Source organism: Pseudomonas imrae, assembly GCF_046352735.2.
GTDB lineage: Bacteria > Pseudomonadota > Gammaproteobacteria > Pseudomonadales > Pseudomonadaceae > Aquipseudomonas > Aquipseudomonas imrae.
Map to the genome: position 1 here is coordinate 4,138,951 of NZ_CP110853.2, position 22,088 is coordinate 4,161,038.

21 protein-coding genes are annotated in these 22,088 nt (G+C 59.4%); 4 read left to right on the forward strand and 17 right to left on the reverse strand.

Features of this window, described 5'->3' with window-relative positions:
- Position 1 precedes the first annotated feature (1 nt).
- Positions 2-784 (forward strand): OmpA family protein, encoded by a 783-nt coding sequence (locus OQ460_RS18810; RefSeq protein ID WP_410018883.1) that lies wholly within the window; start codon positions 2-4, stop codon positions 782-784.
- 94 nt (positions 785-878) lie between these two features.
- Here the strand turns inward: OQ460_RS18810 and OQ460_RS18815 are convergent, their stop codons facing one another.
- From OQ460_RS18815 to OQ460_RS18890, 16 genes are all read right to left on the reverse strand, one after another.
- Positions 879-1,217 carry a hypothetical protein gene (locus OQ460_RS18815; RefSeq protein WP_410018884.1) on the reverse strand — a complete coding sequence of 113 codons (339 nt, stop codon included), beginning with the start codon at positions 1,215-1,217 and terminating at the stop codon, positions 879-881.
- 260 nt (positions 1,218-1,477) lie between these two features.
- Positions 1,478-1,804 (reverse strand): hypothetical protein, encoded by a 327-nt coding sequence (locus OQ460_RS18820; protein WP_410018885.1) that lies wholly within the window; start codon positions 1,802-1,804, stop codon positions 1,478-1,480.
- Positions 1,801-2,715 carry an alpha/beta hydrolase gene (locus tag OQ460_RS18825; RefSeq protein ID WP_410022051.1) on the reverse strand — a complete coding sequence of 305 codons (915 nt, stop codon included), beginning with the start codon at positions 2,713-2,715 and terminating at the stop codon, positions 1,801-1,803. The genes OQ460_RS18820 and OQ460_RS18825 overlap by 4 nt, the downstream gene beginning before the upstream one ends.
- Before the next feature lie 123 nt (positions 2,716-2,838).
- Positions 2,839-4,116, reverse strand: coding sequence for a flavohemoglobin expression-modulating QEGLA motif protein (locus OQ460_RS18830; RefSeq protein ID WP_410018886.1), 1,278 nt, complete (start codon positions 4,114-4,116; stop codon positions 2,839-2,841).
- Between the two features lie 21 nt (positions 4,117-4,137).
- On the reverse strand, positions 4,138-4,686 hold the full coding sequence (locus tag OQ460_RS18835) for a hypothetical protein (RefSeq protein ID WP_410018887.1): 549 nt from the start codon (positions 4,684-4,686) through the stop codon (positions 4,138-4,140).
- A gap of 28 nt (positions 4,687-4,714) precedes the next feature.
- On the reverse strand, positions 4,715-5,419 hold the full coding sequence (locus tag OQ460_RS18840; protein ID WP_410022052.1) for a TetR/AcrR family transcriptional regulator: 705 nt from the start codon (positions 5,417-5,419) through the stop codon (positions 4,715-4,717).
- A 120-nt stretch (positions 5,420-5,539) separates the two neighbouring features.
- The gene (lysS, locus tag OQ460_RS18845; RefSeq protein WP_410018888.1) at positions 5,540-7,039 is read right to left on the reverse strand and encodes a lysine--tRNA ligase; all 1,500 of its coding nucleotides are present in this window, start codon (positions 7,037-7,039) and stop codon (positions 5,540-5,542) included.
- A gap of 94 nt (positions 7,040-7,133) precedes the next feature.
- A protein-coding gene (gene prfB, locus OQ460_RS18850; protein ID WP_410018889.1) for a peptide chain release factor 2 occupies positions 7,134-8,229 on the reverse strand; the annotation gives its coding sequence in 2 pieces (ribosomal slippage) (positions 7,134-8,156 and positions 8,158-8,229; 1,095 coding nt in all).
- A gap of 219 nt (positions 8,230-8,448) precedes the next feature.
- Complete coding sequence (locus OQ460_RS18855) at positions 8,449-9,450, reverse strand: diguanylate cyclase domain-containing protein (RefSeq protein WP_410018890.1); 1,002 nt, start codon at positions 9,448-9,450, stop codon at positions 8,449-8,451.
- 51 nt (positions 9,451-9,501) lie between these two features.
- Entirely contained in the window at positions 9,502-10,512 is a 1,011-nt protein-coding gene (locus OQ460_RS18860) for a chemotaxis response regulator protein-glutamate methylesterase (protein ID WP_410018891.1), read from the reverse strand.
- Entirely contained in the window at positions 10,509-12,800 is a 2,292-nt protein-coding gene (locus OQ460_RS18865; protein ID WP_410018892.1) for a hybrid sensor histidine kinase/response regulator, read from the reverse strand. The genes OQ460_RS18860 and OQ460_RS18865 overlap by 4 nt, the downstream gene beginning before the upstream one ends.
- Positions 12,797-13,489 (reverse strand): chemotaxis protein CheW, encoded by a 693-nt coding sequence (locus tag OQ460_RS18870; protein WP_410018893.1) that lies wholly within the window; start codon positions 13,487-13,489, stop codon positions 12,797-12,799. Before OQ460_RS18870 ends, OQ460_RS18865 begins: the two co-directional genes overlap by 4 nt.
- On the reverse strand, positions 13,486-14,757 hold the full coding sequence (locus OQ460_RS18875; RefSeq protein WP_410018894.1) for a CheR family methyltransferase: 1,272 nt from the start codon (positions 14,755-14,757) through the stop codon (positions 13,486-13,488). The genes OQ460_RS18870 and OQ460_RS18875 overlap by 4 nt, the downstream gene beginning before the upstream one ends.
- Positions 14,757-15,278 (reverse strand): chemotaxis protein CheW, encoded by a 522-nt coding sequence (locus tag OQ460_RS18880; RefSeq protein ID WP_410018895.1) that lies wholly within the window; start codon positions 15,276-15,278, stop codon positions 14,757-14,759. Before OQ460_RS18880 ends, OQ460_RS18875 begins: the two co-directional genes overlap by 1 nt.
- Positions 15,278-16,900: a methyl-accepting chemotaxis protein gene (locus OQ460_RS18885; protein WP_410018896.1), complete on the reverse strand. Its 1,623-nt coding sequence runs from the start codon at positions 16,898-16,900 to the stop codon at positions 15,278-15,280. The genes OQ460_RS18880 and OQ460_RS18885 overlap by 1 nt, the downstream gene beginning before the upstream one ends.
- Before the next feature lie 148 nt (positions 16,901-17,048).
- Entirely contained in the window at positions 17,049-17,759 is a 711-nt protein-coding gene (locus OQ460_RS18890) for a tellurite resistance TerB family protein (RefSeq protein WP_410018897.1), read from the reverse strand.
- Positions 17,760-18,189: 430 nt separating this feature from the next.
- Here OQ460_RS18890 and OQ460_RS18895 point away from each other — a divergent pair, with 430 nt between their 5' ends.
- On the forward strand, positions 18,190-19,815 hold the full coding sequence (locus OQ460_RS18895; protein ID WP_410018898.1) for a glucan biosynthesis protein D: 1,626 nt from the start codon (positions 18,190-18,192) through the stop codon (positions 19,813-19,815).
- 48 nt (positions 19,816-19,863) lie between these two features.
- Here the strand turns inward: OQ460_RS18895 and OQ460_RS18900 are convergent, their stop codons facing one another.
- Complete coding sequence (locus OQ460_RS18900; RefSeq protein WP_410018899.1) at positions 19,864-20,049, reverse strand: hypothetical protein; 186 nt, start codon at positions 20,047-20,049, stop codon at positions 19,864-19,866.
- Positions 20,050-20,306: 257 nt separating this feature from the next.
- Between OQ460_RS18900 and OQ460_RS18905 the strand changes: the two genes are divergently transcribed.
- Both OQ460_RS18905 and OQ460_RS18910 read left to right on the forward strand, forming a co-directional pair.
- Positions 20,307-20,903, forward strand: a complete 597-nt coding sequence (locus tag OQ460_RS18905) for a TetR/AcrR family transcriptional regulator (RefSeq protein ID WP_410018900.1) — start codon at positions 20,307-20,309, stop codon at positions 20,901-20,903.
- Positions 20,904-20,905: 2 nt separating this feature from the next.
- Positions 20,906-22,084: a DUF418 domain-containing protein gene (locus tag OQ460_RS18910; RefSeq protein ID WP_410018901.1), complete on the forward strand. Its 1,179-nt coding sequence runs from the start codon at positions 20,906-20,908 to the stop codon at positions 22,082-22,084.
- Positions 22,085-22,088 lie beyond the last annotated feature (4 nt).

The window sequence follows — 22,088 nt, forward strand, 5'->3', positions numbered from 1 at the left end:
CATGCGTAAACAATTGATGATCCCTGCCCTGCTGGCGATGAGCGTTGCACTGGCGGCTTGCTCCACCCCGCCGAACGCGAACCTGGAAAATGCGCGGACCAACTTCTCGGCCCTGCAATCCAACCCGCAGGCAACTAAAATTGCCGCCCTGGAAACCAAGGACGCCGGCGAATGGCTGGACAAGGCCGATAAAGCCTACCGAAACAACGAAGACGAGAAGAAAGTCGACCAACTGGCCTACCTGACCAACCAGCGCGTTGAAGTGGCCAAGGACACCATCGCCCTGCGTGAGTCCGAGGGCAAACTGAAAAACGCTGGCGATGCACGCGCCCGCGCCCTGCTGGAAGCCCGTGACGCGCAGATCAAGCAGCTGCAAAACAGCTTGAATGCCAAGCAGACTGATCGCGGCACCCTGGTGACCTTTGGCGACGTGCTGTTCGCGACCAACAAGGCCGACCTGAAATCCAGCGGCCTGGTAAACATCAACAAACTGGCGCAATTCCTTCAGGAAAACCCAGACCGCAAAGTGATCGTTGAAGGTTACACCGACAGCACCGGCAGCGATGCCTACAACCAGGCCCTGTCTGAGCGTCGAGCCACTTCGGTACAGGTTGCACTGATCAAGATGGGCGTGAACCCAAGTCGCATCGTGACCGCCGGCTACGGCAAAGCCTACGCGGTTGCCGATAACTCCAGCGTATCGGGCCGTGCCATGAACCGCCGCGTTGAAGTGACCATTTCCAACGACAACCAGCCGGTCAAGCCACGCTCGTCGGTTCGGTAACTTGCCTGACGCTGCATGAAAAAGCCCCGTTTTTGCAGACGGGGCTGTCTTGAAAAGGGCCACCTTGCCAGAGCAAGCTGGCCCTTTTTATGTTTTAAACGCCGATTTTATTAGGGTTTTCCGCAGGCATCATCGAATGCATGCTTGGCTGGCCTTGGCCTTGCTGCCCCTGCATGCCTTTCTGGCCACTCATCATTTGTTGAAGCATTTGCCCGATATCTTGCCCCCCATTGGCGCCACCTGAACCGCCACCGCCTTGGGCGCCCTGACCGCCGCCCATAATCAGCTCCAGAAGCTTCTTGAGCATTTCCGGATCAAGTCCGCCTTGCTGTTGCTGGCCGACACCTTGCTGTTGCTGGCCGACCTGCTGTGCGCCCTGGCCAGACATCATGTTGCCTATACCGCCCACGTTTCCAAGAGCACCAATACCCATAGTCATACTCCACAGTCAGCTGTTAAAAAATCAGCAGCAATGCTGATGACAGGTATGTGGCGTCCTACAAATAATGGTTCCACGTTTCCGAATGACAGAAAGGCAAGGGATACTCAGCAGCAGGAAACCCTGATCACTATTGATAGGAAATTTCAGCCTAGGGGTTTTTACGCCGGCCTTTGCGTCGGCAGCACTGTGCGCCATGAGCGCATTGTCGCCCTTGCTGCCGTGCACCGTGAAGGTTGCGCTTGAAACGCAGCTTATGGCTCTAGTTGCGGAGTCTCCTGGCCCATGCAGCGCACCGCTTGTTTCTTGTTGTTTACCAGCACGCCACTCAAGCCTTTTTGTTCGGTGTCGAACATCACCAGCACGCCATCAATACACTGCGCCACTTGCGCTGCCGGGGTCAGGGAAACTTTGTAGTCCTCGCCCGGAATGGTCTTGAGCATGGTGAAATCGCTGAGCAACAGCGCATCCTGCGGCTTGGCAAAGTGCAGGTAGCCGTAATACCACAGGCAGCCAACGGTGCCGATGATGGTGCCGATACCGGTAAGAATCAGGGGGATCATATTGCGTTCTTCGCTCATTGCGGGCTCTCTGATGGTGCTGTTCTGGAGTTCGGCGCCACCGGGTAATTGGGAATTTCCCCCAGGCGGCGCAGGCCATTGAAGTGCTGCGGGTCGTCAAGGTAACGCAGCATCACCGTTTGCCAAGTCTTGTCGGCGAAGGTCTGCACATGCCCACCCCGGGTCAATTGCAGCACCCTCGGTGGGGGCGCAGCTTGATACAGACGGATGCCGTTGGAAAGCGGCACGATCGGATCATCCAGGCTATGGAACAACAGTTTCGGCACGCCGCCCAGTTGTGCCATGGACTGGATCGCACTGTCGCTGTCGGGCACCAGCCACGACAACGGCACCTGGAACGGCCATGTTAGCCAGGATGTGCTCAAGGCAAATTGCCCTACATCACGATAACTGGCGGGGACTCCGTCCAACACCAGCGCCTTGAGGCGATGCTGGCGTTCGGGATGCTCCACCAGATAGTGCACCGCCAACGCGCCGCCCAGGCTTTGGCCGAGCACCACCAGTGGCTGGCCCTGGGTCTCGGGCGCCTGGTCGAGCCACTGGAAGGCGGCGTCCAGGTCCTGGTAAATCGCCGGCAGCGAGGGCTTGCCTTCGGATAAGCCATAACCGCGATAGTCCAGCAACAGCACCTGATACCCCTGCTGCGGCAGCCACCAACTGCCACCCAAGTGCCAGGACAGGTTGCCACCGTTACCGTGCAGGTGCAGCACCGTGCCTTTGAGCGGTACACCTGGCTTGGCTGGCAGCCACCAGGCGTGAAGTTTGATACCGTCGGCGCTGGTGAGGGTGACGTCGCGGTATTGCAGACGGGCCTGCTCAGGTGTGAATGGCAGGCCGGGTTCGGGATAGAACAGTAGCGAACTGCAGCCGCCCAAGGTCAGTAGCAGGCAAAGAATGCCGAGGATTCTCATCCGTTGAAACCTCATGATTGAACCTGAATAGCTACGCCCCTTGCTTGCGAAGATCCCTGGCGCAGCGTTTATCCAGATGGACGCGTTATCGTCAGCGACCTTCGCGGGCAAGTTCGAGCGGGGTTAAAGGATGTTGGAGTAGTCCGCCTCGATCCGGTCCAGGCTCAAGTGATTGAGGAAGTTGGAGAAACACATCCACGCTGCCAATGCATTCATGTCGCGGAACTGCTCGGGCAAGTATTTGGGTGGCACCACCAGGCCTTCATCCACCAGTTGGCGCAAGGTGCGCATGTCTTCCAGGGTGGTCTTGCCGCAGAACAACAGCGGCACCTGCTCCAGCTTGCCTTTGCGCACGGCCAGCTGGATGTAGTTGTAGACCATGATAAAGCCCTTGAGATAGGACAAATCCTTGGTAAACGGCAACCCCGTCGGCGTCGAGCCGCGAAACACCCGGCTGGCGTTGCCATAGCTTTCGGCCATTTCAAAACCCTGCTCGCGGAAAAACTCGAATACCTGCAGGAAGTCGGCGCCCTCCTCCACCATGTGAATCGCCCGGGTGCGGTTGGTCAGCTTGCGCAAGCGACTGGGATAAGAGGCAAACGTGATGATCTCCATCAGGATCGCCAGGCCTTCCTGGGTCACGGTGGACGACGGCGGGCCCTTGGAGAGAAAAGTGCAGATTGGCTGGTTCTGGCCATTGAGCGTGGTGCCCACATGTACCAGCCCTTCGTGGACTTCCAGGGCGCGTACGTCGCGGTCGTTGAACATCGCATCGGCGCGGATCTTGATGTAGTCCGCCCCCGCCGCCGCGTCGGCGACAATGCCATCGGACTCGAACACCCGGATCGTTTCCTCGGCCTCGCCAAATACCTTGTTCAGGCGACTTTGCAGCAGGCTGACGGCATCCTTGGCGGTCAAGGTCTTGGCTTCGTCCTTGAGATCGCCACGGCCATCGATATTGTTCAGGTAATCGGACAGCATCAGGCCCAGGTCAGCCAGCGTCGGATCGCCAGCGTGGAAAGCATCGGAAGCCGCGCCGTAGAGTTCCTGGGAGATCAACCCGAAGTCATCGGTGCCCCGCGCCTCAAGCATGCGTACCACCATGCGGTATTCCTTGCACATGCGGCGCATGATCTGCCCGACCGGGTTGAACTGGCCCAACTGGCGGGTGATGTCGCGCTCGATGTTCTGGAACTCCAGCTTTACCGCACTGGAATCGAACGACAAAGGCCGGTTCAGGTAATAGTCACGGTTCACCGCCGGCATTTCCTTGCCCTTGGCCTTGAGGAACCCCTGGCGAATATTGTCGTCCCACTTCACGGCGTCGAGGACGCGAATCGGTGTTTGCGCCAGCACGATTCGATCGGACAAGGTGCGTATCGTCTGCTGGTAATCGTCCACCCGGTACTTCCTCTTTAAACATTATTGAGCAACGCGTTGATAGCGCACGGCTTCGACAAAGACATCAGTGTTGGCCGGGTCATCCAGATAAGCAAAGACCTGGGCCATGGGACTGTCGATCAAGGTCGCGTCGCCTTCGACCGTTTCAACCGTGCGCCCGTTCAAGGCCTTCTGCGCGATGGCCTGGTCGACCTGCTCAAGATCGAGGTTGTAGACCACCAACTCGTGTTTTTCGCTGAATTCAAAGCCTGCCAACAGGAAATGACCGCCAAAGTCTTTGGGCAATGGCGCCGACAGGTACCAGCGCCCCCCATGATTAGACACGGTGAACAGGTACTCATCGCGCTGGCCCGGCTTGGCCTTGGGGTAGCTCACGGCCTTGTAGCGATGCTCGCCGACGTAGCTGATCTGCAGATTGAGCGGCTCGCCCCAGGCATTCTTGCTCGACCATTTGCCAAGCAGGCCGGCGGGCGCCGCTTCGCGGTCCGGCAGCGGATCCTTGAAGGTCACCAGGCAGCCGCTGAGCAGCAGGAACGACAACGCGATCACAACGACACGCCAGGCTTTCATTAAAAGGTGATCTCCTACAGGGTAGTGATTACACCGAAGCCAACACCAAATGCATGTAACGCTTGAGAATCTCAAGCATTTCTTCGCCGGTCAGCGACTCGGGCTCGAACAGCAGGCCCTGATATTCCATCCGACTGATAATCGCCGTCAACACTTTGGCATCCTGCTCCGGCTCGCGGGAGCCCAATACCTGGAAAAACTGCCCGGTGCCTTGCAATAGAATCTGCTGGTGGGAACGTACCAGATCGGCCAGGCGCGGATTCAACAAGGCTTCCTGGCGGAATGCCTGCTCGGCCATCAAGTACTCGCGACGGGTAAGCAGTTGGCGCAGCACATAGTCGGCGGTCAATTTCGCAATATCATCGGCCAGTTGCGAGCGCGATTCGGCGCTGCCATCGCCATAGGCAACCATTTCCCGCAGCAAGCCTTCATTGCGCGCCCACAACTTGCCCATAAAGGCCGCGCTGCGCTCGACGTACTGGGCAAAGGTATCGGTGAGCAGGTCATCGATATCCTTGAAGTAATACGTGGTGGCCGACAACGGCACCCCAGCCTCTGCCGCGACCGCGCGATGGCGCACGGCCCGCACCCCATCGCGCACGACAATGCGCATGGCGGCGTCGAGAATGTCTTGCCGGCGCTGCTCACTGCCTTGGCGGCTGGCCTTGCGACCCTGGTATTGGACACTTTCAGCCACGGCAGCGGCAATGCCGGCGGCACCTTTTTTAGGCATTACGCGGTTCACGATACACATCCTTGAAATGATCAAAAACCTGGCGCTGTTCGCTTGACGCTTATATACGCCACATAAAAAAGCCGCCTTATAAGAAGGCGGCTTCGGATTTCGCTACGGTTACGCTTGCGGCCGCATGTGCGGGAACAAGATGACATCACGAATCGAAGGCGAGTTGGTCAACAACATTACCAGGCGATCGATACCAATGCCTTCACCGGCCGTCGGCGGCATGCCGTACTCCAGGGCACGCACGAAGTCGGCATCGTAGTGCATGGCTTCGTCGTCGCCCGCATCCTTGTCCGCTACCTGGGCCATGAAACGCTCGGCCTGGTCCTGCGCGTCATTGAGCTCGGAATAGGCGTTGGCGATTTCACGACCACCGATGAACAGCTCGAAGCGGTCGGTAACGCTTGGATTGTCGTCATTGCGACGGGCCAGCGGCGAGACTTCGAACGGGTACTGGGTAATGAAGTGCGGCTGTTCCAGCTTATGCTCCACCAACTCTTCGAAAATCATCACTTGCAGCTTGCCCAGGCCTTCAAAGCCCAGCACTTTGGCACCGGCTTTCTTGGCAATGGCACGGGCCTTGTCGATGTCGTTCAGGTCATCGGCCGTCAGCTCTGGGTTGTACTTGAGGATCGAATCGAACACCGACAAACGCACGAACGGTTCGCCAAAGTGGAATACCTTGTCGCCGTACGGCACGTCGGTGGTCCCCAGAACCAACTGCGCCAGCTCGCGGAACAGTTCTTCGGTCAGGTCCATGTTGTCTTCGTAGTCGGCGTAGGCCTGGTAGAACTCCAACATGGTGAATTCAGGGTTGTGACGCGTCGAGACACCTTCGTTACGGAAGTTGCGGTTGATCTCGAACACTTTCTCGAAACCACCGACAACCAGGCGCTTGAGGTACAGCTCAGGCGCGATGCGCAGGAACATTTCCATGTCCAGCGCGTTGTGGTGGGTTTCGAACGGCTTGGCTGCGGCACCACCGGGGATGGTCTGCAGCATTGGCGTCTCCACTTCCAGGAAGTCACGCTGCATCAGGAAGCTGCGAATGTGGGCAATGACCTGCGAACGCACGCGAAAGGTCTGGCGCACGTCGTCGTTGACGATCAGGTCAACATAACGCTGGCGGTAGCGCTGTTCGGTATCGGACAGGCCGTGGTGCTTGTCCGGCAGCGGGCGCAGGGACTTGGTAAGCAGGCGCACGTTGGTCATCTCAACGTACAGGTCGCCCTTGCCGGAGCGAGCCAGGGTGCCTTCGGCCGCGATAATGTCGCCCAGGTCCCAGGTTTTCACGGCGGCCAGGGTTTCTTCAGACAAGGTTTTGCGATTGACGTAGACCTGGATGCGACCGGACATGTCCTGGATCACCAGGAACGAACCACGGTTGAGCATGATGCGACCTGCCACCTTGACCGGGATCGCAGCCTCTGCCAGCTCTTCCTTGGTCTTGTCGGCGTACTGTTTCTGCAAGTCTTCGCAGTAGGCGTCACGACGGAAGTCGTTGGGGAAGGCATTGCCCTTGGCGCGCTCGGCCGCAAGCTTTTCCTTGCGCTGGGCGATCAGGGAGTTTTCTTCCTGTTGCAGGGCCTGGTCGAGTTGTTGGTCGCTCATGTCTTTTGAAATTCCATCACAGATACGTTTTCCCCAGCCTTCGACTGGGGATCGCGGGCAAGGACTGGGCGTCCCCCCGCTCCTACAGGAGTGTTTACAAGCCCTGTTTGAGGCTCGCTACCAGGTATTCGTCGATATCGCCGTCGAGCACCTTGTCGCAGTCGCTGCGTTCGATGTTGGTGCGCAAGTCCTTGATTCGCGACGCGTCAAGCACGTAGGAGCGAATCTGATGACCCCAGCCGATATCGGACTTGGTGTCTTCCAGGGCCTGGGACGCGGCATTGCGCTTCTGCACTTCCTGCTCATACAACCGCGCCCGCAACATTTTCATCGCGGTGTCTTTGTTCGCATGCTGGGAACGTTCGTTCTGGCAACTGACCACGGTGTTGGTCGGTACGTGGGTGATACGTACGGCCGAGTCAGTGGTGTTTACGTGCTGGCCACCGGCGCCCGAGGAGCGGTAGGTGTCGATACGCAGGTCCGACGGGTTGATATCGATTTCGATGTTGTCGTCGATTTCCGGCGACACGAATACCGCCGAGAACGAGGTGTGGCGACGGTTGCCGGAGTCGAACGGACTCTTGCGCACCAGACGGTGTACGCCGATCTCGGTACGCAGCCAGCCAAAGGCGTATTCACCCTTGATATGCACGGTCGCGCCCTTGATCCCGGCGACTTCACCGGCGGACAGTTCCATGATGGTCGCGTCGAAACCGCGTTTGTCGGCCCAGCGCAAGTACATGCGCAGCAGGATGTTGGCCCAGTCCTGGGCCTCGGTGCCACCGGAGCCGGCCTGGATATCCAGGTAGGCATTGTTGGCATCCATCTCGCCGCTGAACATACGGCGAAATTCAAGTTTTTCCAGGGACTCGCGCAGGCGCTCGACCTCGGCGGCCACGTCATCGACGGCGGCCTGGTCTTCTTCCTCGGCGGACATCAGCAGCAGGTCCTTGGCATCGGCCAGGCCTGAGTGCATCTCGTCGAGGGTTTCTACGATCTGCGCCAGCAGGGAGCGCTCGCGCCCCAATTCCTGGGCGTAGGTTGGGTTGTTCCAGACAGCCGGATCTTCAAGCTCGCGATTGACTTCGGTCAGGCGCTCATGCTTTTGATCGTAGTCAAAGATACCCCCGAATAGTTTCGGAGCGCTCGGACAGGTCCTTGATACTGTTAAGGATCGGGTTGATTTCCATGGCGGGCAGCACTCGTTGGCGAACTTTTGAAAGCCGGCGAGTATAACGGTAATCGGCCGCAAACGGCAGTCCGCTTGGCCGAAAAGCCTGGGTTTGTGCGCTATCTAGAGGTCGATGAGGATCAGATGTGGGAGCTGGCTTGCCGACAATAACAATATGCCAGTCAGTACAGCTTCGCAGGCAAGCCAGCTCCTACATGGATTCATGGGGCTCTTCAGGTTACTCGATGCCCACCTGGTTACGCCCATTGTTCTTGGCCAGGTACAACCCCTTGTCCGCTGCTGAAATCAGTTGCCGGCAATCGGTACCCTGCAACGGGGTCATGGTCGCCAGGCCGATGCTGATGGTCAGGCTCGCGCCATCAGTTGGGGCGATATGCGGGATTTTCAAGGCAGCGACGGCCTGGCGCAGCTTCTCGGCCACCAGCCGCGCCCCGCCCGGCGACGTGTTGGGCAGGACCAGCGCGAACTCCTCACCGCCGTAACGCGCCGGCAGGTCCGAAGGGCGGCTGCTCGCATCGCGGATGGTCTCGGCCACCTTGCGCAGGGCTTCGTCGCCTTCCAGGTGGCCGAAGCTATCGTTGTAGGTCTTGAAGAAATCCACATCGATCATCAGCAACGACAATTGTGTCTGATCACGCATGGCGCGACGCCATTCCAGTTCCAGGTATTCATCGAAGTGCCGACGGTTGGACAACCCGGTCAAACCATCGGAGTTCATCAACCGTTGCAAGACCAGATTGGTGTCCAGCAATTGCTGTTGGCTGACTCGCAGCGCCCGGTAGGCAGCATCACGCTGCAACAGGGTCATGTAGGAGCGTGAGTGGTAGCGGATACGCGCCACCAATTCGATGTTGTCCGGCAGCTTCACCAGGTAATCGTTGGCGCCAGCGGCAAACGCCGCGCTTTTGATCAAAGGATCTTCCTTGGTGGAAAGGACGATGATCGGAATATTCTGCGTCGCCGGGTGGTTACGGTATTCGCGCACCAGCGTCAGGCCATCGAGGCCGGGCATCACCAGATCCTGAAGGATCACTGTCGGCTTGATACGGATCGCCTGGGCGATGGCCTGGTGCGGATCGGCACAGAAGTGGAAGTCGATATTGTCTTCGTGGGCCAGCCCGCGCCGCACGGCTTCGCCGATCATCGCCTGGTCGTCGACCAGTAACACCATGGCGGAGTTTTCGTCGGTCTTGAAGTCGTCGAGCTGTAAATCATTCATTTGCGATCACCTGAATCACTATCTGCAAGCCAGGACAGCGAGCTATATCGGTCATTTTGCGAATACCTCCAGCAATCGTGGCGCAATTCTGTCCAATGGGCGAATTTCAACAGCGGCATCGATGGCTGCAGCCGCTTTGGGCATGCCGTAAACCGCGGAGCTGTGCTGGTCTTGAGCGATGGTCAGATAGCCCTGCTGACGCATCAATTTGAGTCCCTGGGCGCCGTCGCGCCCCATGCCGGTCAGCAATACGCCGACGGCATCGCCATTCCAGTGGCTGGCGACGCTTTCGAAAAAGACGTCGATGGACGGTCGGTAAATCTCGTTCACCGGCTCCGCTGTATAGACCAGCGTGCCGTTTTTCAACAGTCGGATGTGATGATTGGTGCCAGCCAGCAGCACCACGCCGTTTTGTGGCGGCTCACCCTCGCGGGCCAGTCGTACCGGCAAGCCCGAGGCGCTGCTCAGCCATTCGGCCATGCCAGCGGCAAATACCTGGTCCACATGTTGTACCAGTACAATGGCCGCCGGGAAGTCCTGAGGCAATCCCTTGAGCAGGATCTCCAGCGCGGCTGGCCCGCCCGCCGAGGAGCCAATGGCCACCAGACGCTGGCGCTTGCCGGTAGCGCGCTGGGTCGGCGTTTCGGCGCGTACCCGACTGCCACGCTGGCCGATCAGCCAGCCGATATTGAGGATCTTGCGCAGCAACGGTGCCGCCGCGTCCTTGGCATCCCCGACGCCCAACGCCGGTGTGTCCACTACATCCAGGGCGCCATAGCCCATAGCCTCGAACACGCGACTGACGTTCTGCTGCCGATCCACCGTGACAATCACGATGGCGCAGGGTGTCTCGGCCATGATCTTGCGAGTGGCCTCCACACCATCCATCACCGGCATGATCAAGTCCATCAGGATCAGATCCGGTGTCAGCTCGGCACAACGCTGCACCGCCTCCAGACCGTCGCTGGCCACCCAGACCACTTCATGGGACGGCTCGAAACTCAAGGCCCGGCGTAACGCCTCGACCGCCAGCGGCATGTCATTGACGATAGCGATCCTCATGCCCTGGCGCCTCCGATCAGTTCCACGACCGCATCCAGCAGGGCGTCGTCATGGAAACTGGCCTTGGCCAGATAATAATCGGCGCCGGCATCCAGGCCACGACGCCGGTCCTCCTCGCGATCCTTGTAGGACACCACCATCACCGGCAGCGACTGCAAGCGGGTGTCACGGCGTAACAGTGTGACCAATTCGATACCGTCCATACGAGGCATATCAATGTCAGTAATCAGCAGGTCGAAGTCTTCGGATCGCAGGGCATTCCAGCCATCCATGCCGTCGACGGCGACGGCTACGTCATACCCACGGTTAAGTAATAGCTTGCGCTGCAATTCGCGCACGGTGAGCGAGTCATCTACCACCAGAATTCGCTTGCGTGCCACTTCGGCGGTTTGCTGGGCGCGACGGGCGATACGCTCCAGGCGGCCGCTGTTGAGCAGTTTATCCACCGAGCGCAGCATGTCCTCGACATCAACGATCAACACCACCGAACCGTCATCGAGCAGCGCACCGGCAGAGATGTCCTGCACCTTGCCCAGGCGATCATCCAGGGGCAATACCACCAGCGTGCGTTCACCGATAAAGCGCTCGACGGCGATGCCGTACACCATGTCCCGCTCACGAATAACCACCACTTTGAGGGTGTCTTCGCTGGTTTGTCCCGGCGGGCGTTGCAGCAGTTGGTTGGCCGCCACCAAGCCGACATGCCGGCCCTCGTACCAGAAGTGCTGGCGCCCTTCCAGTTGCACGATATCGTCGGGAGCAAGGTCACACATGCGCTCGATGTGGGCCAAGGGAAAGGCATAGGCCTCTTCGCCCACATCCACCACCAGGCTGCGAACCACCGACAGGGTCAACGGCACTTCCAGATGGAAGCGGCTGCCCTGCCCCGGCGTTTGCTCCAGCACCACCGCGCCGCGCAACTGGCGAACCATGTGCTGTACCGCATCCAGGCCAACACCACGCCCGGAAACCTCGGTGACTTTGTCGCGCAGGCTGAAACCTGGCAGGAACAGGAACGTCAGCAGCTCTTCCTCGCTCAGGCGCAGGGCGGTTTCCAGCGGTGACAGGTTGCGATCGACGATGGTGCCGCGCAGCCGTTCAAGGTCGACACCGTTGCCGTCATCGCTCAATTCCAGTACCAGCAGGCCGGCCTGATGGGAGGCTCGCAGGCGAATCACACCTTCGGCCGGCTTGCCCGCCAGCAAGCGCTGTTCGGGAATTTCGATACCGTGATCGACGGCATTGCGCAATAAGTGGGTCAGTGGCGCTTCGAGCTTTTCCAGCACGTCGCGGTCGACCTGAGTCTTTTCCCCTTCAATTTCCAGGCGTACCTGTTTGCCCAGGCTGCGCCCCAGATCGCGGACCATCCGGGCCTGCCCGGCCAGCACATCGGCAAACGGGCGCATGCGGCAGGCCAACGCCGTGTCATAAAGGACCTGCGCCCGCTGCCCGGCCTGCCAGCCGAACTCATCGAGCTCGGCGGTTTTTTCGGCCAGCAACAACTGGGCTTCGCCCAACAGGCGACGGGTATCGGCCAACGCTTCCTGGGCTTCCAGGCTCAAGTCGAGGCTCTTGAGGTGCCCATCCAGGTTGTCCAAGGCACGGGCACTGTTGCTTTGAACCCGCTTGAGACGTTGCAGGCTAGCCAGATAAGGCTTGAGACGCTGGGTTTCTACCAAGGATTTGCTGGACAGATCCAGCAGGCTGTTCAGGCGCTCTGCCGTAACCCGCAGAACCCGTTCTCCACCTTCGGTCATGCGTTTATTCTGCGGCGGCACGTCGCTACTGGCAGGCACAGCGGGCTCTGGCGGCAGCAACACCGACTCTTCTAACGCTGGCACCTGCTCCGGGACCGGTTGCGGCGTCGGTGCTGACACCGTCGCCTTGGCAACGGGTTGCGACGGATCGATCAATCGCTCCATCAGTGCAACGTAAGACTCGATGTCTACAGGGCCGACTGTATTGCCTGGCGTGGCAATACGCAGCAGCAAGTCGGTGCCCTGCAACAAAGCGTCGATATGTTCGGGTTGCAGGTAGAGTCGATTTTCCTGGGCGCTGACCAGGCAATCTTCCATGACATGAGCCACGCTGACACCCGCATCCACCCCGACAATCCGCGCAGCACCCTTGAGGGAGTGGGCGGCGCGCATACACGCTTCAAGCTGATCAGCCTGGGTCGGGTTGCGCTCCAACGCCAGCAGACCGGCGCTGAGTACCTGGGTCTGGGCCTCGGCTTCCAGGCTGAATAGCTCCAGCAGCGAGGCATCGCGCATCTGGTCGGGGGTCATGTGAGGCTCCGGGTCACGGCAGACAGCAGTTGGGCCTCGTCCAGCCAGCGCAGGCTGCGACCTTTGAATTGCAGGACGCCCTGAGTGTAACGGGCGCTGGCCTGGGTTCCGGAAGTCGAGGCTGCCTTTAAAGTACGCTCATCAATGGCGTGGATACCGTCCACTTCATCCACCGGCACCACCACCGGGCCGTCTTGCGCCGCGATAATCAACATGCGTGGCATTACTCGCGCACCACTCGAACTGCTGCCGGTGCTGTCCAGCCCCAACAACTCCACGAGCGACAAGCAAGCCACCAGGGCACCGCGCACATTGGCAACGCCAAGCAATGCACGAGAACGCTGATGGGGCAAGGAATGGATCGGCTGCATCGGCGTGACCTCCACCAGACAGCGGGTCGCAATGCCAAGCCACTCCTCGCCCAGGCGAAACATCAACAACGAACGGGTGACCACATCTGCCTGCGCCTGCGCCGGCGCGATTCCGTGCAGGTCTTCCTGCTGCAACGCATAACGATCCAGCAGACGGGTAGCGGCGGCGGAATACACCGAGCAGTTGCGACAATGAATATGGTCAGCCAGCAGCGGGCAGGATTTGTCACCGTGGATACCGATACGGTTCCAACAATCGTCGATAGCCCGGGAATCGCCCAGCGCCAGGCCTGTGTCCAAAGAGTCAGAGCTACTCATCGTTTACGCTCACTGTCAGACACTCGTTCGCTGCGTGCGGCACGGGCTTGCAGGCGCCGGGCGCCCGCCGTGTCGCCTTGGGACTCCAGCAGCGTGGCCAGGTGCATCAAGGCCTGTTGGTGCTGGGGCTCGAGGTACAACGCCTTTCGATAGAAACTCTGGGCTTCCAGCGGGCTGCCGGCCACGTCACTGAGCAGCCCCAGCCAATAGAACACCTGGGCCGATGGCGGGTGACTTTGCAAGTAACGTTCACAGGCGGCACGAGCCTCAAGGCTTTTGCCTTCATTGGCCAGGGTTGCGATCTGGCCAAGCAGGCCGACAGCATCCGACTGCACCAGTGCAGGCTTGATAGATACCACCGGCGCGGCAAAGGCACTGAATGGCCGAGGCTTGACGACAACCGGCGCCGCATTGCGCTGTGGCACGGGCGCCGGCACTGGCGCAAAGACAGGCGCTGACGCCCCTGCAACTTCAGCGTAACGGCTGAAAGCAAAGGATTGCGGGACACCGATCGAACGCATACCCAGGCGCCCTAGCAGACTGCCCTCGGCCGGGCCGATAAACAGCACGCCATCGACATGGGTCAGACCTTTGAGTACTTCGAAGACCTGCTTCTGGGTCGGTTGGTCGAAGTAGATCAACAGGTTGCGACAAAACACAAAATCATAGGTCGGCTCATTGGCCAGTAGTTGCGGGTCCAGCAGGTTGCCGACCTGCAGGAACACCTGCTCACGTATCCGATCTGCAATGCGGTAGCCATCATCCTGAGCACTGAAATGGCGCTCGCGAAACCCGATGTCCTGGCCGCGAAATGAATTCTTGCCATACACTCCGCGCCGCGCGCGCTCTACCGAAAGCGGACTGACGTCCATGCCCTGGACCTTGAACTGATGCGGCGCAAGGCCGGCATCGAGCAAGGCCATGGCAATCGAATAAGGTTCCTCACCTGTGGAACACGGCAGGCTGAGGATACGCAAGGCGCGCAGGTGCTTGATCTCAGCCAGGCGCGCGAGCGCAAGCCGGGCCAGAGTGGCGAATGATTCGGGATAGCGAAAAAACCAGGTCTCGGGGACGATCACCGCCTCGATCAGCGCTTGTTGTTCGTCGCGGCTGCCCTGCAGGTGCTGCCAGTACGCATCGGCCGACAAACCATCCAAGGCCAGGCTGCGCTGGCGCACGGCACGCTCGATGATGGCCTCTCCTACCGAGGCAACGTCGAGGCCGATACGCTCTTTTAGAAAGTCGAAGAAGCGTTGGTCACTGCTCATCACGCCTCCCCAACGATCAGGTCGGGCGCAAACAGCAAGGCACGGACCTCTGCCGTCAATAGATCGGCGACGCCGATCCACTGCATCAATCCCCTCTCGTCTTCACGCACCGGGCCCAGATAGGGGGCCTGGCGATTGTCCAGTCCGTAGGGTTGGAAATCCTCAGGATCGCAGCGCAGGGTGTCAGTCGCCTGTTCGAGGATCAACCCCAGCCAGCGAGGCTCCAGCGCAGGTTCGGGCTGGTAGTTGACCAACACCAGGCGCGTGCTGGTACGAGCCTGGGCCATCAGGCCAAAGGTCAGGGCGCTGAGGTCGATGACCGGCACCATGATGCCGCGATGGGCAAAGATCCCGGCGACCCAGGCGGGTGCGTGGGCAATCGGTTTCAATGGCAGGCGCGGCAACACCTCGGCCACTTCCGTAGCCTTGAGGGCATAGCGCTCGTTACCAATGCAGAACACCAGAAACAGTGCTTTTTTCGCGACCATAACAACACCGCGTTTAGCCGCCAGTTCGCTCATCAGACTTTGAATCGCGACACGCCGCTGCGCAAACCCACCGCAACCTGGCTCAACTCATCAATGGCAAAGCTGGCCTGGCGCAGGGACTCCACGGTCTGGCTGCTGGCATCGCCCAATTGCACCAAGGCATGGTTGATCTGCTCGGCGCCCGTGGCCTGGGCCTGCATGCCTTCGTTAACCATCAGCACGCGAGGTGCCAGGGCCTGGACCTGATGGATAATCTGCGACAGTTGTTCGCCCACTTGCTGCACTTCGAACATGCCGCGGCGGACTTCTTCAGAAAACTTGTCCATGCCCATCACACCCGCCGACACCGCCGACTGGATTTCACGCACCATCTGTTCGATATCGTAGGTCGCCACGGCGGTCTGGTCGGCAAGGCGCCGCACTTCAGTGGCGACCACGGCAAACCCGCGACCGTATTCCCCGGCCTTTTCGGCTTCGATAGCCGCATTGAGCGACAGCAGGTTGGTCTGATCGGCAACCTTGACGATGGTCACTACCACTTGGTTGATGTTGCCGGCCTTCTCGTTAAGGATCGCCAGCTTGGCGTTGACTAGATCGGCAGCTCCCATTACCGAATGCATGGTTTCTTCCATGCGGGCCAGGCCTTGCTGACCCGAGCCAGCGGCCACCGACGCTTGATCGGCGGCGGTGGAGACTTCGGTCATGGTGCGCACCAGATCCTTGGACGTAGCCGCAATTTCACGGGAAGTGGCACCAATCTCTGTGGTGGTCGCGGCAGTCTCGGTGGCCGTGGCTTGCTGCTGCTTGGACGTGGCGGCGATCTCGGTCACCGAAGTAGTGACCTGTACCGACGAACGCTGGGCCTGGGAAACCAGAGCGGTGAGTTCGGTCATCATGTCGTTGAAGCCGGTTTCGACCGCACCGAACTCATCCTTGCGATCCAGATTCAGGCGTTTGCTCAGATCGCCCGTACGCATGGTTTCCAGGATATCGACGATACGCTTCATCGGCGCCATGATCGCGCGCATCAGCAACAGGCCGCACAGGCCAGCGGCGAGGATCGCCAGCAGCAGCGAAATGCCCATGCTGACTTTGGCAGCTTGCACCGCATCGTCGATGGCCGTAGTGGCGTTGTCGGCCACCTGCTTGTTGTCGTTGATGATGGCGTTGAGTTTCATGCGCCCTGCGGTCCAGGCCGGCGTCAGTTGCTCGTCGAAAACCTTGATGGCTTCGGCCTCTTTATTGGCCGCATGCAGCTCCAGGACCTGAGCGAGCACCTTGTTGTAGTTTTGGTGCAGGGCTACAAAAGCATCGAACTGAGTCTGGTCCCGAACCCCATTGATGGTACTTACGTAGCTGGCAATATACTGCGCAAGAAGCGTCTCGAAAGACTTGAACTTCTGCCTGTCGGCGGCAGAAACGCCCTGGTTTTCCCGCAACCCGATCAACTCCTGGGTGTGCAGGTAACTATCGACCCATGCGCTACGGATCATCGAACTGAAAAAGAGCCCGGGGACGGCATCGTCCTTGACCGAATTCTCATTCTCCTCGATCTTCATCAACCGTGAGTACGAGACCACGACCATCAATAGCATGATCGCAATAATGACCGCAAAGCTCGCCAAAATGCGTTGGCGCAAGGTCCAGTTCTTCACAGTATTTCCTCGAGGGCCGATCAAATGGCGAAGAGTATAGCTGAGGCAGTGCCATCATTTATCAACGGGTTGTGGGCCACGTCTCAAGGAACACAAAAACACCCCGCAGCGAAGACGCATCCGGGGTGTCGGGGTAACGGTACTGGATTCAGACCGTGGCTTGGCGCACCTGTTTTTCCAGCTCGACCTTCAGGCCAGGCTCCAGTTTGAGCTGGCGGGCCAGTTCGTCCAGGTAAGACTTTTCCATGAAGTTTTCCTCATCCACCAGCATCACACTGGCGATGTACATCTCGGCCGCCATTTCCGGAGTGCTGGCGGCGCGGGCCACATCGGTTGGGTCCAGGGGTTTGTTGAGTTCTGCATGCAGCCAGTGTTGCAGTTCCTGGTCGTTGTCCAGCTTGGTGAACTCGCCTTCGATCAACGCCCTTTCGCGCTCATCGACATGGCCGTCGGCCTTGGCCGCCGCCACCAGGGCCTTGAGGATGGCCTGGCTATGCAGTTCGACCTGGGCAGGTGGCAGGCGATCCAAGGTTTGCGGTTCGTGCTGCGGCGCGCTGGCCTGCTGCGCCTGCCAGTTGCCATAAGCCTTGTAGGCAATCACACCCAGCGCGGCGAGCCCACCATAGGTCAAGGCTTTTCCGCCAAACTTGCGGGCTTTCTTGTTGCCCATCAGCAGCCCCATGGCCCCGGCCGCCAGCGCACCACCACCGGCCCCGCCGAGCAGACTGCCAAGGCCTCCACCACCGAGCAAACCACCGAGCGCGCCTTTTTCATCGCCTTTGCGTTGGCCACCAGCCTTGTTTTGCAACATGTCCTGGCCCGATCTGAGCAATTGGTCGAGCAATCCACGGGTATTCATTCGTAGTCTCCACAGATGTGTGTTGATAGGACCATAGGCCGCCAGCGTAAAGCTAAGTGCCAAAAAACCTTGAGCCAGAGTGCTTCCAGATGTAACGCGACGTTTATGGAGGACGAATCGGGGCTTGTTGAAGTTTAGCCGGGGGTTAAATGTCTATATAGCTTTGTTGGGTTGGGGGTACATATCCGTTGCTGCGGTAACGGATGTACACACCCCACTCCACTCACTAGTCAGCCCCGCTGACACGTCTTGTTTCACATACAAAGCCATCACCTAGCCATCAACCAATTTTCCTCCAGAACCGAACGGATTAAGCTATCTGGCATCTGTTCAATATCCATTGCGTTTGGCCGAAGGCATGTCCGAACCGTTACTTTCGATCCGAAACGTGCCAGGAACGGCACAGGATTGCTCACGACAGGTTGTATTTATGCACCGCAGGAATTTGCTCAAAGCATCCATGGCCATCGCAGCCTACACCGGGCTGTCGGCCAGCGGCCTGTTGGCTGCCCAGGCCTGGGCCGGGGATCGTGCAGCCGATGGCGATGCCAAGGCATTCGACTTCGACTGGCTCAAGGCCCATGCCAAGCAACTGTCCGGCAAGCAGTATCAGGACACCAGACAGGTGCTGCCACCGACACTCGCAACCATGACCCCGCAGAACTTCAACGCAATCGGCTACGACGGTAATCATTCGCTATGGAAAGACTTGAACGGCCAGTTGGACGTGCAGTTTTTCCACGTCGGCATGGGTTTCAAGACCCCGGTTCGCATGCACAGCGTCGACCCCAAGACCCGCCTGGCAAGGGAGGTTCACTTTCGGCCATCACTGTTCAACTATGAGAAAACCACAGTCGATACCCAGCAACTCAAGGGCGACCTTGGCTTTTCCGGATTCAAGCTGTTCAAGGCCCCGGAACTCGACCGCCACGACGTGGTGTCTTTCCTCGGCGCCAGCTATTTCCGCGCGGTGGATAACACCGGTCAGTACGGCCTTTCTGCACGCGGTCTGGCCATTGATACCTACGCGGACAAACGCGAGGAGTTCCCTGACTTCACCCAGTTCTGGTTCGAGACGCCGTCCAAGGACAGCACCCGCTTTGTAGTCTATGCCCTGCTGGATTCGCCGAGTGCCACGGGCGCCTATCGCTTCGACATCGACTGCCAGGCCACCCAGGTGGTGATGGCCATCGATGCCCACATCAACGCCCGGACTGCGATCCAGCAAATGGGCATTGCGCCAATGACCAGCATGTTCAGTTGCGGGACGCACGAACGGCGCATGTGCGACACCATCCACCCGCAGATTCATGATTCGGACCGCCTGGCGATGTGGCGCGGCAATGGCGAGTGGATCTGCCGCCCGCTGAATAACCCGGCGACCCTGCAATTCAATACCTTCGCCGATAACGATCCGAAAGGTTTCGGCCTGGTGCAGACCGATCACGAGTTCGCCAGCTACCAGGACACGGTCGATTGGTACAGCAAGCGCCCGAGCCTGTGGGTAGAACCGACCACAGCATGGGGCGAAGGCTCTATCGACCTGCTGGAAATCCCCACCACCGGCGAGACCATGGACAACATCGTCGCCTTCTGGACCCCGAAAAAACCAGTCGCCGCCGGTGACTCCCTGACCTTTGGCTACAAACTGTACTGGAGCGCCCTGCCTCCGGTCAGCACGCCGTTGGCACAGGTCCACGCCACCCGCTCGGGCATGGGCGGTTTCACCGAAGGCTGGGCACCGGGCGAACATTACCCACCGGTGTGGGCCCGTCGCTTTGCGGTGGACTTCAAGGGCGGCGGCCTCGACCGCTTGCCCGAAGGCACCGGGATCGAACCGGTGGTCACCTGCTCCCACGGCGAAGTAAAAGACTTCAGCGTGCTGGTACTCGATGACATCAAGGGCTACCGAATCCTCTTCGATTGGTACCCGACCAGCGACAGCGCAGCCCCGGTAGAGATGCGCCTGTTCATTCGTACCAACGATCGCACCTTGAGTGAAACGTGGTTGTACCAGTACTTCCCACCGGCAGCGGACAAGCGTAAATACACCTGATGTAAAGCGTTCCCACGCTCATTACCGCGTGGGAACGCCACCACGGCACTAGAACCGCGACACGTTCCTCATCGCGTCAACCAGGTAACGCATTGCCACCCGATCGTGTTCGCTCAAAGCGCGATAATGCTCCAGTAACTTCACCTCGTCCGAACTCAATCCTCGCCTTTCCAACGACCAGTTGCGATTGAAGAAAAACGCCAAAACACCTGCGATACCAATGGACTTGGCCATGGAATGGTTCTCCGTGCAATAAACAGTAATTCCTGATGCCCATACGCGCGTCCGGCGAAACGCAAGGTCTACCCGGGTCAACGGACTGGCTGGTTTCCCAGGTTATAAGCCCGTCTTACCTCAAGCGTAGAAACTCCTCCGGCATTTGTGAGAATTTTTTAGAGTATTCACTTAAAAAAATACCTTGAGCCAAAAGCCTTGCAGAAACTTCTTACGCCGCATAAATTGAGTGACCACTCAATTAATGAATAGAAAACATGCGAACCGTCGATCCCCAGCAACGCGAAACCAAGCGCATGGCCCTCCTGGACGCCGCGTCCCACTGTTTTGCCGAGTCAGGCTTTGTGGCCACGCGTACGGCTGATATCTGTGCCAAGGCCGGCATGAGCGCCGGCAACCTGTTTCACTACTTCGCCAGCAAGCATGAGGTGTTGCTGGCACTGGTGGCCCGTGAAGGCGAACAGATCCAACAGGCCATGGCTCCATTGGCTCAAGCGGCAGACCCTATGGCCGAACTGCTGGCGTTTCTGGATCACATCTGCCAACTGGCCTGCGACCGCCATTACGCCGGCCTGGCGCTGGAAATTTCGGCCCTGGGCCATCGCGACGAAGCCGTGGCACGGCTGGTGAAAGCCAATGATCGAGTGTTGCGCGACGGCCTCGAAGCACTGGTACGGGCGGCCGATCAAGCTGGGCAATTGCACACCGTACTGAGTGCACCCGAGGCAGCAAACTGGCTGGCAACCTTGATCGACGGCATGTTTGCCCGTGTAGCTGCCGACCCGGACTTTCACCCGGATCAGCAAACCGAGGTATTGCAAAGCCTGGTGGTTCATCTGCTGCAGGGACGCTGAACATGACTTCGGCGGCCAATACTCGTCTGGTACAAGTCGATGCGTTACGTGGATTCGCCCTGCTGGGCATTCTCAGCGTGAATATCTGGGCCTTTGCCGACCCCTATTACGCTTCAACCACCAGCAACCCAGCCTATGCCGGTGCGCTCGACCACTTGATTCGCCTGCTGATCGCACTGCTGTTCGAAACCAAGTTCTACCTGCTGTTCTCGTTCTTGTTTGGTTACAGCTTCACCCTGCAAATGGCAGCCGCCGAACGCGCCGAGGCCGCCTTCGTACCACGAATGGTGCGCCGGCAAGTGGCACTGCTGGCTTTGGGGCTGGTCCACGGTGCCTTGCTGTACTACGGGGAAATTCTCTCGACCTATGCGTTGCTCGGCCTGGTGCTGCTGGCCGCTCGCAACCTGTCACCTGCCCGCGCCGGGCGGTGGGCAATCGGGCTGGTGGTGGTCACCTGTTCGATGTGGATGGTGCTGGGCCTGCTGCAAGGGCTTGAAGGTACGTGGATCGGCGCCATCAACCACGATGCGGCGCAAAAGCTCACGGCGTTTTCCGGCAGCGCGCTACAGACTTTGCACTTCCATAGCCAACAACTGGCCCGCACGTTACCGGCGTTATGGATACTGCAAGGGCCGAGCGCACTGGCGATGTTTCTGTTTGGCTACGCCGCCGGGCGACAGCAATGGCTGGCGTCGCCATGGGCCTGGGACAAGCGCGTGTGGCAGCTGCTGCTATGGACCGCGCCCCTTGGCCTGCTCGGCGCCTTTGGCTACGCATTGACCGCCGCCTACGCGCCAGGCGGCGGCCTGGAAACCTTCGCTTTCGGCATCGGCCAACTGACAGCGCCGTTGCTGACGATCACTTACGGCGTATTGATGCTCGTATTGTTCAATAGCACTGTCGGCACAAGGTTGTGCGCATTGCTGGCGCCACTGGGCAAAATGGCCCTGAGCAACTACCTCATGCAGTCTGCGGTGCTTGGGTTGCTGTTTACCGGCTACGGCGCCGGTTGGATCAACCGAATCGAGCCGCTGCTACTGCTGCCCATGGTCGCCGCCATCTTCCTGCTGCAGATGGGGTTGAGTGCATACTGGCTACACCGGCACCCTTATGGACCCTTGGAGTGGCTGTTGCGGGCGGTAACGCTGCTGGCCTGGCCGAGCTGGCGTCGCACCGGCTAGAGAC

What these genes read in the sequence shown, in the direction of transcription:
- OQ460_RS18910 (WP_410018901.1), top strand. Translation starts at nt 20,906, where the DNA reads ATGACTTCGGCGGCCAATACTCGTCTGGTACAAGTCGATGCGTTACGT.
- OQ460_RS18810 (WP_410018883.1), top strand. Translation starts at nt 2, where the DNA reads ATGCGTAAACAATTGATGATCCCTGCCCTGCTGGCGATGAGCGTTGCA.
- OQ460_RS18835 (WP_410018887.1), bottom strand. Translation starts at nt 4,686, where the DNA reads ATGAAAGCCTGGCGTGTCGTTGTGATCGCGTTGTCGTTCCTGCTGCTC.
- OQ460_RS18825 (WP_410022051.1), bottom strand. Translation starts at nt 2,715, where the DNA reads ATGAGAATCCTCGGCATTCTTTGCCTGCTACTGACCTTGGGCGGCTGC.
- OQ460_RS18865 (WP_410018892.1), bottom strand. Translation starts at nt 12,800, where the DNA reads ATGACCCCCGACCAGATGCGCGATGCCTCGCTGCTGGAGCTATTCAGC.
- lysS (WP_410018888.1), bottom strand. Translation starts at nt 7,039, where the DNA reads ATGAGCGACCAACAACTCGACCAGGCCCTGCAACAGGAAGAAAACTCC.
- OQ460_RS18895 (WP_410018898.1), top strand. Translation starts at nt 18,190, where the DNA reads ATGCACCGCAGGAATTTGCTCAAAGCATCCATGGCCATCGCAGCCTAC.
- OQ460_RS18880 (WP_410018895.1), bottom strand. Translation starts at nt 15,278, where the DNA reads ATGAGCGAACTGGCGGCTAAACGCGGTGTTGTTATGGTCGCGAAAAAA.
- OQ460_RS18900 (WP_410018899.1), bottom strand. Translation starts at nt 20,049, where the DNA reads ATGGCCAAGTCCATTGGTATCGCAGGTGTTTTGGCGTTTTTCTTCAAT.
- OQ460_RS18875 (WP_410018894.1), bottom strand. Translation starts at nt 14,757, where the DNA reads ATGAGCAGTGACCAACGCTTCTTCGACTTTCTAAAAGAGCGTATCGGC.
- OQ460_RS18815 (WP_410018884.1), bottom strand. Translation starts at nt 1,217, where the DNA reads ATGGGTATTGGTGCTCTTGGAAACGTGGGCGGTATAGGCAACATGATG.
- OQ460_RS18855 (WP_410018890.1), bottom strand. Translation starts at nt 9,450, where the DNA reads ATGAATGATTTACAGCTCGACGACTTCAAGACCGACGAAAACTCCGCC.
- OQ460_RS18905 (WP_410018900.1), top strand. Translation starts at nt 20,307, where the DNA reads ATGCGAACCGTCGATCCCCAGCAACGCGAAACCAAGCGCATGGCCCTC.
- OQ460_RS18860 (WP_410018891.1), bottom strand. Translation starts at nt 10,512, where the DNA reads ATGAGGATCGCTATCGTCAATGACATGCCGCTGGCGGTCGAGGCGTTA.
- OQ460_RS18870 (WP_410018893.1), bottom strand. Translation starts at nt 13,489, where the DNA reads ATGAGTAGCTCTGACTCTTTGGACACAGGCCTGGCGCTGGGCGATTCC.
- OQ460_RS18890 (WP_410018897.1), bottom strand. Translation starts at nt 17,759, where the DNA reads ATGAATACCCGTGGATTGCTCGACCAATTGCTCAGATCGGGCCAGGAC.
- OQ460_RS18820 (WP_410018885.1), bottom strand. Translation starts at nt 1,804, where the DNA reads ATGAGCGAAGAACGCAATATGATCCCCCTGATTCTTACCGGTATCGGC.
- OQ460_RS18840 (WP_410022052.1), bottom strand. Translation starts at nt 5,419, where the DNA reads ATGCCTAAAAAAGGTGCCGCCGGCATTGCCGCTGCCGTGGCTGAAAGT.